Below are 12,884 nucleotides of genomic sequence, written 5' to 3' on the forward strand. Positions count from 1 at the left end.
CCCAACATGGGCAACGGCGGGATGACACCCGTCCAGAAACTGAAAATGGCCGCATAAATTCTACGACCAAGCCCCCGTAAAAACGGGGGGATTACCTGAGTAGCGGCCCAGCTCGCTGATTTCACCCCCATCGGGCGCGTAAATGTTCAGACCCATCGTTGGCTGTCGGCGCGACAGACGGGGAACATTGGTGGAATACATGACAAGAACATAATCGCCGCTGCCCGGTTCAGCGTCGAAGTCCCACCATTCAAAATAGCTCGTCCGATTTTCCATCGGGAACGGCAGATGCATCGCATCATGTTTCAAGAACCGGTCCTATCGGTATCCTTTCAGTGCCTGTATCCTGATGATCTGGATCAGCCCTTGCGGCCCATGAGCTTGCCATATTTGGTCAGGAACAGATCTTCGCCCTTCATCTTGCGGGTCACCCAGTCGCCCGCGGTGAATGCGACGAGGAAAGAGTTTCCGCGTTCGGGGCCAAGCGGTACGAGGATCGGTGCCTTGGCTCCCCAGGGCTTGTAGGGTTTCATCTGCTCAAGAGCCTTTCCCTGCACCAGCGCCTTCAACGTCCTTTCCAGCCAAGGCAATTGCCGGCTGGCGGCAACGATGGTCATGGCGTCACCTGCATCGCCGACGTCGCCTGCGGCAAGGACATTAGGCAAGGATGACGGGCGCATCCACGGATCGGTCCTGATCCGCTGCGCCGTGGATTTCTGGACGCCCGGCAGGCTTTCCAGCAGCTGCGAATTGGCGCGCGAGCCAATCGCCGGAAAAATCAGATCGAAGCTATGCTCTACCCCGCCCAGCGTCAGACTGCCCGCATGGGGCTCGGTCAGGCTGGCCAGAGTCTCTGCGCGCGTGCCAAGGATCAGTGTCACGCCCATCGCCCGCAGCTTGTCTGCCAAAGACCGGCCCAGCTTGCCGGGAACAGCCGGAAACAGCGCCGCATCCGAAGAGATCAGCGTGACTGTTTGTCCGGCATGGCGCTGGCGATCTCTCCGGCGAGTTCGGTGCCGACGGCGCCCGCCCCGACGATGCCGATGGTCTTTGCGGCCTTGAGCTGCGCATGGATGCGTTGGTTGTCGGCGCGCAGCCCGGCAAAGTCCGCCCCTTCGGGCTTGAACGGCATGGCGTTGGAGGAGCCGGTCGCGACGATGATCCAGTCGGCCTCGACCCGCTGACCGTCTTCCAGTGTGACTCCGTTCGCGTCGATGCCGGTTGCGCGCGCGCAGATCCGTCGGCCCTTTTCCAGCAGCCCGTCATAGGGGATCAGGGCGCGGTCCAGCAGCGCTGGATCCACCACCGCCCGGATCATCGCCGGGGCATGCACGAAATGGCTGCGCGGTTCGATCAGGGTGACATCGGCGCTGCGTTCCAGTGCCTGCGCAAGCGGCGCGCCTATATAGCCGCCCCCGATGATTGCGATGCGTTTCGACATGTTTGCGATCCTTCACTGATCTGTGGCGGTTTCCCGCGCAATTGGGGCGCCAGCGTCCTGAATGTCAGGCGTGCGGATATGGCCGAAAGACATCTGCTTGCGGGGGGGGCGGGGGCTTCAAAGTGTCGATGGGCAGGGCCCATGCCGGGCGTTATTGCGACGGTGCGCCGGGGTTCGGGCATCTTGTCGGTGAAAATGCCTTGGCTCGCCATGCGGCCCCCGGTTTCGTCTTCGGCTATGACAGCGCCGTTTTGGGTCGCAAGACAGATCGGAACCGGCCACAACCCACAGGCCGCCCCGGCGATGTCGCCGATGGCCGCCACGATAGGATCGTTGCGCAGATCGCCAGCGCGGTCTGGGCGTCCGGTGGGGGTCATGGTGCGGTCCCTTTCGTAACTTGCCTTGCTTTTGCGCTCTCGAGGCGTGTGCCGTGGCGCTGGGCCCGCTGCGGGAGGATGATGAAGCTACCTTAACATATAGTGTGACGCAACTTGTGGAACAAGTGTTCCATTGGTAGGGTTTTCGAACAGCCAGCATTGGTCAGGAGCCCCATGACAGATCCGCGCGTCGAACGAACCCGGCAGGCACTGTTTTCTGCGCTGGATGAGCTGCTCGCTGAAATGCCTTTTGGCGAGATCAGCGTCAGCGCCCTTGCCAAACGTGCGAACGTTGGTCGGCAGACCCTGTACAGGCATTTCGACAGCATGGGGGCCATGGTTGACGCACGCATGCAGTTTGGCATGGCCGAACAGATCGAGCTCGCCCGTTCCAGCCAAGGAGACGAGGCAGACTGGATGCAACAGGTCGCCCTTGTTGCCTGCGAGCGCGTCGCCGCGCAGCCTCATATCTCGCGCGCAATTCTGAGCGGAGAGGCGGGGCAAGACGCGCTGGCGTCCATGCGTGCGCAGCTTGTCGCCTTGCGCAGTGACGCCCCCAATGATCCGCTTGAACATGTTCCGGCAGACCTTCAGGGCTTTGTCGCGAGCTTCTATGCGGGGGCCGTTGCTGCGACGCTTCTGCATTGGATCGAGGCGGGATGTACCCCTGATGCCGAAACCATGAGCGGGGTCATCGCCCGGCTTACCGCGAACGTGCCGACGGAATGGGGCGGAATCACCCGATCAACCAGCTGACGGTTGCCCATCGCGCGCGGATGGTCCGCCCGGTCGGGCCCGCGCCTGAACAACCGCACCCGGTCCAACCCACAGGGCGTGGGCGCGCGGATCATTCTTCAGCGGCGAAGCCCCGCCAAGGTGCGTCAGCTGTCGTTCGGCGCGCCCGGACAGTTTGCAGTTTGGCCAAGCCCTTAACCGTCACGCCTGCGCAGGCTGTGCGCCAGCCGCTTCGCGCCGGTCACCGCGTCGCCTTGTAGCGACCAAGTTTGTGTGAGGCCCTCCATGATGATCAGCAGCTCGGTCTCATGCCCGGGCAGACCGGTCGCGGCGGCGGCGCGATGAGCCACCTCGCCCTTGTGGCGCTGGAGCATCTCGCGCAGTCGGGAGCTGCCCGGATCGGCCGCCACAGCGCCGTGAAACAGGCAGCCATGCGAGGTTTCGCGCGCCATCCACGCCCCGATACGGTCGATCAGCGCATCCAGTGCCACGTCTGGCGCCTCTGGCAGATCGTCGAACAGCCGCGCGAGGTAACGGGTGTGGCGATGCTCCAGCGCCGCCAGCACCATGTCGGCGCGCGATGGCAGGTATTTGTAAAGCGTGCGCAGGCTGAAGCCCGCCGCGTCGCGCAGATCCTCGACGCTGGGTTCGGCAAACCCCCGGGCGGCAAAGGCGCGCTCGAGCCCGGCGGCAATCTTGATCCTAGTATCGGTCATGCTTGACGGTGTAGAATGATCCCTCTACCTACGCAAGTAGAGTAAACATTCTACCTGACGGAGCGATGCCATGACACTCCCCGACACGATGAAGGCGATGGTTCTGACCGGCCATGGTGGCCTCGACAAGCTTGAGTGGTGCGAAGACGTGCCGGTGCCGCGCCCCGGCGTGGGCGAGGTGCTGATCCGGGTCGGCGCTTCGGCGCTCAACAACACCGATGTGAACACCCGCACCGGCTGGTATTCCAAGGCGGTGCGCTGTGATACCAACGCTGCCGGGGCCACGGGCTATGACGGGACCTCGGATGCCGATGGCGCATGGTCCGGTGCGCTCAGCTTTCCGCGCATTCAGGGCGCCGATTGCTGCGGCAAGATCGTCGCGGTGGGCGAGGGGGTGGACAAGGCTCGCATCGGCGCGCGGGTGCTGGTGCGTCCGATGCACCGGCCTGCGGGCGGGGACGCAACGGCGCTGGTGACTTTCGGCTCAGAGCGCGACGGCGGGTTCGCGCAATTCACCACGGTGGACAGCGCCCATGCATTGCGCATCGACAGCCCGCTGTCGGACGTCGAACTGGCGTCGTTTCCCTGCGCCTTCTCGACCGCCGAGGGCATGATCCAGCGGGCAGAGCTGACGGCCGAGCGGGTGCTGATCACCGGCGCGTCTGGCGGGGTCGGTTCGGCGGCGGTGCAGCTTGCCAAGCGGCGCGGTGCCCATGTGACGGCGGTGACCAGCCCGGGCAAGGCATCGGCGCTTGAGGCGCTCGGCGCGGATGTCGTTCTCAGCCGGGATGGCGCCTTGCCTGCCGAGGCCTTCGATGTCGTGCTGGACCTCGTTGGCGGCCCGCGTTGGCCTGCGCTGCTTGACGCGCTGGCGATTGGCGGGCGCTACGCGGCGTCGGGGGCGATCGCAGGGCCGATTGTCGAGCTGGACCTGCGCGCGCTCTACCTCAAGGATCTGACGCTGGTCGGCAGTACCCGGCAGGCGCCGGAGGTCTTCACCGATCTTGTGGGCTACATCGAACGGGGTGAAATACGGCCCATCCTTGCCGATACCTACCCGCTGCGCGAGATGCGCGCGGCGCAGGAGGCGTTTCTCGGGAAAACCCACATGGGCAAGATCGGCATCGAGATCACAGGCTGACGCGATTGCACGCGCAGAGGGGGCGACGCAGCGCCATGTCCTCGCCCCGCAGTCCGGCATTGTTCCCGGCAAACGGTCAGCTTTTCCGAGGCGCAAGGCACAGGTCTGGGCAGAGCGCGAAGAGGCCGTTAGAAATGGGGCTGCAGATCGCGTCCGGAACAGTGGGCGCCTTCCCAACTCTGGCAGTTGATTGGCTGAAAAAGAGAAGGGGGGCGCAAGATTTCAGAGGCTTGCCGAGCGCCTGCCTGAACATCTCAGTCCGCGAAACGCTCTGTTCGCGCAGCCGTGCGGCTCTTGCATCGTCGGTCCCATCACCCTGACCGGGCGGCGAGGGACAGCTGCGCTTTGTAGGCTTCCATCCTTGCGTTGGCGTTGGTGTCGACGATCAGGATGATCGCCAGCATGGCGATGGTCGTGATGAGGCTCGCCCGCCAGTTCGCAGACGTCAGGACGGGGATCAACAGCGCGCAAAGCGCGATGATCAGCGGAAACACCCTGAAAACGGCGATGCGGTAATCGTCCAACACCTTGTCGGAGCGGGCGATCTCGGATGCGATGAAGCCCGAGGCGTCGGTGCTGTGGGCCAGTGGAACGCTGGTCAGCCGGGCCTGGTTGGGAATGAACAGCCCAAGCCCGAGGATCAGCAGCAGCCCGCCCGCAACCAGCATCGGGATGACATAGGCTTTGGCCACATCGGTTTTTCCCCAATGCCAGAACCCCCAGCTTGCCAGAAGAAAGGACAGGCCGAAAAGGATGAAGACAACGGAAGAGAGTGTCTCGGCCTTTGTCCAGTCCGTCGCTGTTTTCAAGATATCCATGGGTTTCCTCTCTTCAGCAGGTGTGGCGCTGAGGATGATGGCCAGCGCTTGGCCCCGTCTTTGCCCGGTCATGACAGCCTTACAGGTTCCAGTTGAACCCGGTGTCCTGTTCTGAGCGCTCCCACAGCTTGACCATAACGGGCTTGTCGTGGGCGTAGGGTTCCAGCGGGCCTTTGCCGACCGGGCCAGTGAAGCCCATACGGCCCGTGGGGCCATAAAGCGCGCGCTGTTCCAGCCCGGTTTCGGTTGCGCACATGACTTCGGGATAGGCACCCTGTTCGGCGCTTTGCACCAGTGGCGTCTTGGTCATCAGCCACCAGATGATCCGCGTCATCAGCCCAGCGCTGGTGCTGATCAACGAGGTCGCCGACGATCCGGGGTGGCAGACGTGGATATCGACGTGTTTGCCTGCGGATTTTACCCGGTCCTGCAACTCGTAGGCAAACATCATCTGCGCCAGCTTGCTCTGGCTGTAGGCGGGATTGGCGCTGTAATCCTTGTCCCAGTTCATGTCATCGAAGCGGATCGTCCGCAGCCCCATCTTGTAGCCAAGGCTGGCCACGACCACGATCCGACCCTTCGAGTCTTCGATGCAATCGAACAGCATCCCGCACAGCAAGAAATGGCCGTAATGGTTGGTGCCAAGCTGGCTTTCAAAACCGTCCACGGTCAGTTTCCGCGTCGGCACCTGCGCAATGGCGGCGTTGCAGATCAGCGCGTCGATCTGCGGCACGGTGTCGAGCAGCTCTGTCGCCGCCGCGCGCACGCTGGCGAGATCGGAAAAGTCCATGCGCACAAAGCTCACCTCGGCCCCGGCACCGAAGTCCTGTTTCAGATTGGCGATGGCGGCACTCGATCGCTCGGCGCTGCGGTTCAGCATCACGATCCGTGCCCCCTTCGACAGAAGAATCCGCACGGCCTGAAACCCGGCTCCGGCATTGGCGCCGGTGATGAGATAGGTCTTGCCTGCCTGCGGGCCGAGGCGCTCGGGCGTCCAGCCTTTCGGTCCGAATGTGGTGTCTGCCATGTCGTGGGTCCTTTTGGAAATGTGGCTGTGCGAAGGGGCTGCCTTCGTCTTGACCTGACAGATAGATAGTTGGCAGGGGCGGAAACAGGCGCGATCCTCGCGGATACTTGCCTGATTGTATCGTCCCTGTTGCAATGTCGCTTTTTCCGGTGCTTGGTGGGCGCCATGAGCAAGCATCAGATCACGCAAATCGTCCAAGCCCGGATCAGCGGCGATGGCATGGTGGAAACCGGGGTGAAAGGCGTGCAGCTTTTCCGCTATAGCGAGCCGATGCGCTGCGCTCCGGCGGTGGTCGAGCCCTGCGTCGTGGCGATCCTTGGCGGCGTCAAGGAGGCCATTCTGGATGGCAAGTCGCATGTCTACGATGCCAGCCGGTACATGTGCTGCCCGATGTCGATGCCAATCGAGGCGGGCATCCCGCAAGCCTCAGTCGATAATCCGCTGCTTGGGGTCTATATCGCGCTGGATGCGCGCGTCATGACCGAACTGGCCATCGAGATGGAAAGCGCGTCCGGGGCGATCCGCAGGCCAGAGGGCGGGGCGCTGCCGCAGGGATTTGCCCTTGCGCAGTGGGACGACGCCTTTACCGAGGCGCTGCTGCGGCTCTTGCAGCTTGAAACCCCGACTGATCTGGCGGTGCTGGGCGCTGGGCGGCTGCGGGAACTGTGCTATGCCGTCCTGACGGGCGAGGCGGGACGGTCGGCGCGGCGCGCCTATGGCGTCGGCAACGAAGTGGCGCGGGCGATCGCCTATCTGTCCACGCGGCTGAACGAGCCCGTCACTATCGATGACATGGCCGTGCAGGTCGGCATGAGCCGCGCGGTGCTTCACCGCAAGTTCAAGCAGGCCACCACCATGTCGCCGATCCAGTTCGTCAAATCCATGCGGCTGAACAAGGCCGCCATGAAGATCGCCGGTGGCATGAGTGTGAGCGAGGCGGCGCTGGATGTCGGCTATGTAAGCCCTTCGCAGTTCAGTCGGGAATTCAAACGCCTTTACGGGCAATCCCCAAGGCAATGGAGCCACGCGCAGCATCTGTCGGTCGGCATGGGGTGACACATCGGTCTCATTTCCGGGGGCTGACGCCGCACGGTAGGTGAAACGCTGACCTCTCTGGCAGGGGCCAAGGCGGCAGCGCCCGGCGGGCCGCCGCGTCGGCTTGCCTCAACCGCTCGCCATACCGGCAATCATACCGCCCAAGGCGACGATGTGGACCAGCATCAAGGCGTTGTCCTTCCACAATACCCCGACCGCAAACCAGCCAAGCACACCGACGATGAAGAAATACAGGTTCCACGGGGTCCAGCCGAACCCCGTTGCCGCGTAGCCGAGGATCTGAAGCACCGACGCGCCCCATTTGACTGCGAACACCATGCGTTCGCGCGATGGCATCGCTGCCACGGCATCAAACGGCACGGGTCAGCCCCCCATCAACGCGCAGGTTCTGGCCCGTCATGTAGCCAGCACCGTCGGATGCAAGAAAGGCGATCAGCGACGAGACTTCGCTGGCGTGGCCATAGCGCCCCATCGGAATGCGCGACTTGCGGTCCTCGGTTTCGGGCAGGCTGTCGATGAAGCCGGGCAGGACATTGTTCATGCGGATGTTCTGCGCGGCGTATTTGTCGGCATAAAGCTTGGTGAAAGCCGCCAGTCCGGCCCGAAATACGCCGGATGTCGGGAAAAGCGGGTCAGGTTCAAAGGCCGCGAAGGTTGAGATGTTGATGATCGCGCCACCGTTCTGCTCTTGCATCAGCGGCGTGACCAGACGGGTCGGGCGGATCACATTCAGCAGGTAGGTTTCCATGCCCCGGTGCCAGTCTTCGTCGCTGATCTCCAGCACCGGGCCCTTGGGGCCATGGCCTGCCGAGTTGACCAGCACATCCACGCGGCCCCAGCGGCTCTGCGCACCCTCGACCAGTTCGGTGAGGGCGCTGATGTCCAGATTGGAGCCGGTGACGCCGAAGCCGCCGAGATCTTTGCCAAGCGCTTCGCCTTTGCCCGAGGACGACAGAACCCCGACCTTGAACCCATCCGCCGCAAGCCTGCGCGCGGCATCGGCGCCCATGCCGCTGCCACCAGCCGTCACCAATGCTACTTTTTCTACTGACATGTCCATCTCCATCATCTCTGGAAGCAGAGATAGGCGACATATACGTGCCGCGCGAACGAGAATTGATCTCCTCTGGCGATAGAAATACTATCGACAGATGTCGAACCTTCCTCCCCTCAACGGGCTGCGTGCCTTTGATGTCGCCGGGCGCCGTCTCAGCTTCCGGGCGGCCGCCGACGAGATGGGCGTTACGCAAGGTGCCGTGGCGCAACATGTGCGCCAGCTTGAAGCGCATCTGGGCACCATGCTCTTTGACAGGCTGCCCAAAGGTCTGGCCCTGACGCCCTCAGGGCGGCGCTACCACGGCAGGATCTCCGCGGCGTTCGAGGAATTGCGCGCTGCCACGGCGCAGATAAAGCCGGAGCCGGGCAAGGTTCTGATCAGCGTCACGCCGACCTTTGCCGCCAAATGGCTGATCCCCAACCTTCCGGATTTTGCGCAAAAGCACCCGGATATCGATCTGCGCATCCTTGCGACGGAACGGGTTTCCAGCTTTCACAGCGATGGCATCGATCTGGCGATCCGTCAGGGCAAACCCCCGTTCGGAGCCGCGCTCGACGCGACATTGCTGTTTCGGCAAGAGGTGATCGCAGTCGCCGCGCCGACATTGGTCAAGGGGCAGGCGCTGCCGCTCGACCCGGAGATCCTGTCGCGCTTGCCCAAGATACACGACAGCCATGATCTCTGGCCCAAGCTGCTGGCCCAGATCGGCGCGCCCGATCAGAGCAAACGCGGCCTGCAACTCAGCCAGACGGCGCTGGCGGTCGATGCTGCCGTGTCCGGGCAAGGGGTTGCGCTGGTCAGTCGTTTTCTGGTGCTGAGGGAAATTCACGACGCCAAGCTCATCGAGCTTGGGCACGCTATTGCCAATGACGCGCAGGGGTTCTACCTGCTGTCACCGCGAAACATGGCTTCGAAGGGGGCCGTGAAAGAGGCAATCGACTGGCTGACATCTGAAACCGGAAAACAGCGCTGAGCGCCGCTTTTATTGCGGGTGGCAGCCATCATCTTGGGCAGGCACCGCCCCTGTGTCAATTTTGGCCGTGCCATGGGTGGCATGCAGGATCAATGGGTTGACGTGCATGGCGCAGCTGCGCAACCCAGCGGCTCTAGGGGCGGCGTGGCGGCCGATTTCCCGAAGGGATTCGGCCCGCAGGGCGATGCGATCCGGATCACAAATCACGCCCGGCTGGTGCGTGACACTGAAATCGTCAGGCGGGTGACGCCGCACAGACCCTTGCCGTCGCTAGCCCCGGAAACAGGGCCGGCGACAGCGCGCCGAACAACCGGCAATGCATGACAGGACGTATTGAAATGAACGTTGATCAGCCAAAACTGGGCAAACGCGGAACACTTCTTTTGCTGATCGTTCTGGGGGCGTTTCCCCCTCTGACCATGGATCTGTATCTTCCGGCGCTGCCGCGCATGGCAGAGATCTTTGCGACCAGCCACGCGATGATCAATCTGACGCTTGGCGCATATATGGTTTCGTTTGCCATTGGCATGCTGTTCTGGGGGCCGTTGAGCGAGCGGACAGGGCGCAAGCCGATCCTGTTCACGGCGCTGGCGATCTACATTTCGGCCAGCCTGCTCTGCGCCATCGCCTTCAATGTCGAAAGCCTGATTGTCTTTCGCATCCTGCAAGGGCTTGCGGGCGGCGGGGTCACGGTTGTCGGCACTTCGATCGTGAAGGATCTGTTCGACGGGCGCGAACGCGAAAAGGTCATGGCGACGGTCATGTCACTGGTGATCATTGCGCCGATGGTCGCCCCGGTTCTGGGGGCATTCCTGCTGAAGGTGGCGACCTGGCGGGCGATGTTTGTCGTTCTGGCGGTGTTCGGGTGCCTCGCGGGCGGGCTTGTCGTGCTGTTTCGTGAAACCATGGTGGAGAGATCCACCGCCCCGGTGCTGAAGTCATGGAACCGCCTTGGCGTGGTGCTGGCGAACCCGCGTTTCGCCTACCTGCTGCTGGTGTTCTCGCTGATGCCGATGTGCCTGCTGTCCTTCCTTGGGATCGCGGCCTACGTCTATATCGACGGTTTTGGCATGTCAGAGCAGGCGTTCAGCTTTATCTTCGCCTTCAACGCCGCTTGCGCCACGCTTGGGCCGGTTCTGTACCTGCGGCTGTCCCGGTTCATTCCGGTTCAGACGATCATCACGACCTGTTTTGCGGTGGTGTTTTCCGGGGGGGCGGCGATGCTGTTCCTTGGCGGGCAATCCCCGTGGATCTTTGCAGCGCTGGCGGCGATGATCACCATTTCAGTGATCGTCATGCGGGTTCCGGGCGCGAACCTGCTGCTGGATCAGCAAACAAGGGATACCGGATCGGCTGCGGCCCTGATCCAGTTCAGCGGAACCCTGATGGGGGCGGCAGGCGTGCAGATCGTGTCGGCCAACTCTCATGATCTGATCCGCAACTACGGCATCCTGCTGATTGTCATCGGCACCACCTGCAGCCTGCTCTGGCTGATGGTCCGGCATCGACCTTTCGTTGCGGGGAAACTGCCACAACACGCCTGACGCGTCCCAACAACACCCAGCGGCCCTGTCATCCCTCCGGTTTTGCCAGTTCCACTGCCGAACTTGGCGCAACCTATGGAAAATGGCGAACAGGGGACCTATCTGACCACAGGTCTGGTGGCGAAGCCCTATGCGCTGCCGCTTGAAATCAATGATCTACGAACCGGCAGCGGGCCGGTCAGCCGCCATCTCAGCTGCCAAGAACGGAACGTGCAAAAATGACCACTCCTCTACGTATCGATATCGTGTCCGATGTGATGTGCCCGTGGTGCATCATCGGTTACCGGCAGTTGTCGCAAGCGCTGGAGGCCGCTGGCACCGAGCATGAAATCCACTGGCATCCGTTCGAGCTGAACCCGCAAATGCCCCCCGAGGGCCAGAACACCCGCGAACATATCATCGAAAAATATGGCAGCACGCCGGAGCAATCCGAACAATCGCGACAGCAGATGAAGGCGCTGGGGGATGATCTGGGATTTGATTTCCAGTGGACCAAAGACTCGCGCATGCACAACACGTTCAACACCCATCAGCTTTTGCATTGGGCCGGCACGCAGGGGCGCAAACACGATCTGAAGCTGGCGCTGTTCGCCGCGCATTTCACCGAGCAGCGCAATCTGTCGGACAATGCCGTGCTGGCCGATGTTGCCGGCGAAATCGGGCTGGACCGGGCGGAGGCCGCCGCCGTGCTTGACGATCAACGCTTTGCCAATGACGTGCGCGGCATCGAACAGTTCTGGCAACAGCAGGGGATCACCGGCGTGCCCGCTGTCGTGTTCGACAAAAAGCACCTCGTGACCGGCGCGCAGGGCGTGGACAATTACACCAGCATCCTGTCGCAACTTGCCGAATTGAGGGGCTGAGGGGTTGCCTTGAACCGGGGGCGAAGGTTTCGACCCCGCCGGATCAGCGCTGCGCTCGCGCCGTTTCTCTGTCAGGCCTCAGCCCCCGTACAACCAGCGCCGTAACCTCGGCGCAAATGGCATCTTCGTCCAGAGCCGCGCTCTCGTCGAGATCCAGCATGAACCGCAGCTCTGGGCCCAGCACGGCATAGGCTTCTGTTACGGCCCAGATGTTGAATTGCAACAGCATCGGGTCGACGGGGCGGATCGACCCATCCGCCACCCATTTCTGGATCTGCGCGGCGGCGGCATGGGTGACGTCGCGCGATCCGGCCCAATGTTCGCGCAGGAACGGGGCGCCGCGCATCACTTCGCCGGTGAACATCTTCACCTCGGCCGGGTGGGTCAGCGAAAACCTGATCTTGCGGGCGATGTAATCGGCCAAGAAGATCTCGGGGCCCTGATTCAAATCGATGCCGCTGAACATCTCTGCCCAGATCGTCATCACATGGTCCAGAGCCTGTTGATACAGCTCTTCCTTGCTCTCGATGTGATAATGCAGCTTGTTCTTGGTGATGCCCGCGCGATCGGCGATCCCTTGTGTCGAGGTGCCTGCAAGACCATGCTCGGCAAACTCCTTGATCGCGGCCTCCCGGATCTGAAGCTTCAGGTCAGCGCGTTTCTGCGCGAGATCGGGGCGGGTCACGGTTTTTCCGGCAGGTAAGCGGTTGCTTCGACCTCGATGACGATCGCCTCCGAGGGCATCATCGCCGACACCTCGACCACCGTCGACACCGGAGGCGTCTCGGGAAAGAACATCCGGCGCACCGTGTTGTAGCGCGGGAAATCACCAAGATTGCGGAAATACTGCACCAGCTTGAAGACATCCGCCATGGTGCCGCCCGCGTCCTCCATCGTGGCGCGGATGCGGTCGAACACGAACCAGCTTTGCGCTAGGATGGGGCCGTCCTTGGCATCCACCGAAAATTCGCCCGTCTGCCCGATCATCGGGCCGATTTCCGGGGGCAGATCCTGAAAGCCGGTGATGATCTTTCCCGCCTGCGGGTCGACGGCAATCACCCCTGACAGAAAGATGAAATCGCCGCGCCGGGTCCATGCGGAATAACGGGCAAGGGGTTTTGCGGTGTCTGACATGA

General features: G+C 62.6%; 17 protein-coding genes. 7 read left to right on the plus strand and 10 right to left on the minus strand.

What is annotated here, in order from left to right; all coding sequences use genetic code 11:
• Positions 1 to 60: 60 nt before the first annotated feature.
• The 3 genes from Q4543_RS09280 to Q4543_RS09290 are packed head-to-tail and all read right to left on the minus strand — an operon-like array spanning position 61 to position 1,441.
• Positions 61 to 309 carry a hypothetical protein gene (locus Q4543_RS09280; RefSeq protein ID WP_303437607.1) on the minus strand — a complete coding sequence of 83 codons (249 nt, stop codon included), beginning with the start codon at positions 307 to 309 and terminating at the stop codon, positions 61 to 63.
• A gap of 50 nt (positions 310 to 359) precedes the next feature.
• Positions 360 to 965: an FAD-dependent oxidoreductase gene (locus Q4543_RS09285; protein ID WP_368502154.1), complete on the minus strand. Its 606-nt coding sequence runs from the start codon at positions 963 to 965 to the stop codon at positions 360 to 362.
• A complete protein-coding gene (locus Q4543_RS09290; RefSeq protein WP_303437608.1) occupies positions 962 to 1,441 on the minus strand; it encodes an FAD-dependent oxidoreductase in 480 nt (159 codons plus the stop codon). Before Q4543_RS09290 ends, Q4543_RS09285 begins: the two co-directional genes overlap by 4 nt.
• A 551-nt stretch (positions 1,442 to 1,992) precedes the next feature.
• Here Q4543_RS09290 and Q4543_RS09295 point away from each other — a divergent pair.
• Complete coding sequence (locus Q4543_RS09295) at positions 1,993 to 2,574, plus strand: TetR/AcrR family transcriptional regulator (RefSeq protein WP_303437610.1); 582 nt, start codon at positions 1,993 to 1,995, stop codon at positions 2,572 to 2,574.
• Positions 2,575 to 2,747: 173 nt separating this feature from the next.
• On the opposite strand, the gene Q4543_RS09300 is transcribed toward Q4543_RS09295, so the two are convergent.
• Positions 2,748 to 3,269, minus strand: a complete 522-nt coding sequence (locus Q4543_RS09300) for a TetR/AcrR family transcriptional regulator (protein ID WP_303437612.1) — start codon at positions 3,267 to 3,269, stop codon at positions 2,748 to 2,750.
• A gap of 70 nt (positions 3,270 to 3,339) precedes the next feature.
• Here Q4543_RS09300 and Q4543_RS09305 point away from each other — a divergent pair, with 70 nt between their 5' ends.
• Positions 3,340 to 4,410, plus strand: a complete 1,071-nt coding sequence (locus tag Q4543_RS09305; RefSeq protein ID WP_303437613.1) for an alcohol dehydrogenase family protein — start codon at positions 3,340 to 3,342, stop codon at positions 4,408 to 4,410.
• Between the two features lie 311 nt (positions 4,411 to 4,721).
• Here Q4543_RS09305 and Q4543_RS09310 read toward each other — a convergent pair whose 3' ends face one another.
• Positions 4,722 to 5,228, minus strand: a complete 507-nt coding sequence (locus tag Q4543_RS09310; protein WP_303437614.1) for a hypothetical protein — start codon at positions 5,226 to 5,228, stop codon at positions 4,722 to 4,724.
• A gap of 79 nt (positions 5,229 to 5,307) precedes the next feature.
• Positions 5,308 to 6,255 carry an SDR family oxidoreductase gene (locus Q4543_RS09315; RefSeq protein WP_303437615.1) on the minus strand — a complete coding sequence of 316 codons (948 nt, stop codon included), beginning with the start codon at positions 6,253 to 6,255 and terminating at the stop codon, positions 5,308 to 5,310.
• A 165-nt stretch (positions 6,256 to 6,420) separates the two neighbouring features.
• Between Q4543_RS09315 and Q4543_RS09320 the strand changes: the two genes are divergently transcribed.
• Complete coding sequence (locus Q4543_RS09320; protein WP_303437616.1) at positions 6,421 to 7,311, plus strand: AraC family transcriptional regulator; 891 nt, start codon at positions 6,421 to 6,423, stop codon at positions 7,309 to 7,311.
• Positions 7,312 to 7,419: 108 nt separating this feature from the next.
• Here Q4543_RS09320 and Q4543_RS09325 read toward each other — a convergent pair whose 3' ends face one another.
• Positions 7,420 to 7,671 (minus strand): DUF6552 family protein, encoded by a 252-nt coding sequence (locus tag Q4543_RS09325; RefSeq protein WP_303437618.1) that lies wholly within the window; start codon positions 7,669 to 7,671, stop codon positions 7,420 to 7,422.
• Positions 7,661 to 8,365, minus strand: a complete 705-nt coding sequence (locus tag Q4543_RS09330) for an SDR family oxidoreductase (RefSeq protein WP_303437620.1) — start codon at positions 8,363 to 8,365, stop codon at positions 7,661 to 7,663. Before Q4543_RS09330 ends, Q4543_RS09325 begins: the two co-directional genes overlap by 11 nt.
• Before the next feature lie 97 nt (positions 8,366 to 8,462).
• On the opposite strand from Q4543_RS09330, the gene Q4543_RS09335 reads away from it, so the two are divergent.
• From Q4543_RS09335 to Q4543_RS09350, 4 genes are all read left to right on the plus strand, one after another.
• Entirely contained in the window at positions 8,463 to 9,341 is an 879-nt protein-coding gene (locus Q4543_RS09335; protein ID WP_303437621.1) for a LysR substrate-binding domain-containing protein, read from the plus strand.
• A 338-nt stretch (positions 9,342 to 9,679) separates the two neighbouring features.
• Positions 9,680 to 10,885 carry a multidrug effflux MFS transporter gene (locus tag Q4543_RS09340; protein WP_303437622.1) on the plus strand — a complete coding sequence of 402 codons (1,206 nt, stop codon included), beginning with the start codon at positions 9,680 to 9,682 and terminating at the stop codon, positions 10,883 to 10,885.
• A gap of 75 nt (positions 10,886 to 10,960) precedes the next feature.
• Positions 10,961 to 11,107, plus strand: coding sequence for a hypothetical protein (locus Q4543_RS09345; protein ID WP_303437623.1), 147 nt, complete (start codon positions 10,961 to 10,963; stop codon positions 11,105 to 11,107).
• Positions 11,104 to 11,748: a DsbA family protein gene (locus Q4543_RS09350; RefSeq protein ID WP_303437624.1), complete on the plus strand. Its 645-nt coding sequence runs from the start codon at positions 11,104 to 11,106 to the stop codon at positions 11,746 to 11,748. The genes Q4543_RS09345 and Q4543_RS09350 overlap by 4 nt, the downstream gene beginning before the upstream one ends.
• 43 nt (positions 11,749 to 11,791) lie before the next feature.
• Here Q4543_RS09350 and Q4543_RS09355 read toward each other — a convergent pair whose 3' ends face one another.
• Complete coding sequence (locus tag Q4543_RS09355; RefSeq protein WP_303437626.1) at positions 11,792 to 12,433, minus strand: TetR family transcriptional regulator C-terminal domain-containing protein; 642 nt, start codon at positions 12,431 to 12,433, stop codon at positions 11,792 to 11,794.
• On the minus strand, positions 12,430 to 12,882 hold the full coding sequence (locus Q4543_RS09360; protein WP_303437628.1) for a RidA family protein: 453 nt from the start codon (positions 12,880 to 12,882) through the stop codon (positions 12,430 to 12,432). The genes Q4543_RS09355 and Q4543_RS09360 overlap by 4 nt, the downstream gene beginning before the upstream one ends.
• Between the last annotated feature and the right edge of the window lie 2 nt (positions 12,883 to 12,884).

Source organism: Salipiger sp. 1_MG-2023, from assembly GCF_030547555.1.
In the GTDB taxonomy this organism is placed as follows: domain Bacteria; phylum Pseudomonadota; class Alphaproteobacteria; order Rhodobacterales; family Rhodobacteraceae; genus Salipiger.

Excerpts from the sequence above, each read along its gene's own strand:
- Q4543_RS09290 (WP_303437608.1), bottom strand. The coding sequence starts at position 1,441 with ATGTCGAAACGCATCGCAATCATCGGGGGCGGCTATATAGGCGCGCCG.
- Q4543_RS09295 (WP_303437610.1), top strand. The coding sequence starts at position 1,993 with ATGACAGATCCGCGCGTCGAACGAACCCGGCAGGCACTGTTTTCTGCG.
- Q4543_RS09300 (WP_303437612.1), bottom strand. The coding sequence starts at position 3,269 with ATGACCGATACTAGGATCAAGATTGCCGCCGGGCTCGAGCGCGCCTTT.
- Q4543_RS09305 (WP_303437613.1), top strand. The coding sequence starts at position 3,340 with ATGACACTCCCCGACACGATGAAGGCGATGGTTCTGACCGGCCATGGT.
- Q4543_RS09310 (WP_303437614.1), bottom strand. The coding sequence starts at position 5,228 with ATGGATATCTTGAAAACAGCGACGGACTGGACAAAGGCCGAGACACTC.
- Q4543_RS09315 (WP_303437615.1), bottom strand. The coding sequence starts at position 6,255 with ATGGCAGACACCACATTCGGACCGAAAGGCTGGACGCCCGAGCGCCTC.
- Q4543_RS09320 (WP_303437616.1), top strand. The coding sequence starts at position 6,421 with ATGAGCAAGCATCAGATCACGCAAATCGTCCAAGCCCGGATCAGCGGC.
- Q4543_RS09330 (WP_303437620.1), bottom strand. The coding sequence starts at position 8,365 with ATGTCAGTAGAAAAAGTAGCATTGGTGACGGCTGGTGGCAGCGGCATG.
- Q4543_RS09335 (WP_303437621.1), top strand. The coding sequence starts at position 8,463 with ATGTCGAACCTTCCTCCCCTCAACGGGCTGCGTGCCTTTGATGTCGCC.
- Q4543_RS09340 (WP_303437622.1), top strand. The coding sequence starts at position 9,680 with ATGAACGTTGATCAGCCAAAACTGGGCAAACGCGGAACACTTCTTTTG.
- Q4543_RS09345 (WP_303437623.1), top strand. The coding sequence starts at position 10,961 with ATGGAAAATGGCGAACAGGGGACCTATCTGACCACAGGTCTGGTGGCG.
- Q4543_RS09350 (WP_303437624.1), top strand. The coding sequence starts at position 11,104 with ATGACCACTCCTCTACGTATCGATATCGTGTCCGATGTGATGTGCCCG.
- Q4543_RS09360 (WP_303437628.1), bottom strand. The coding sequence starts at position 12,882 with ATGTCAGACACCGCAAAACCCCTTGCCCGTTATTCCGCATGGACCCGG.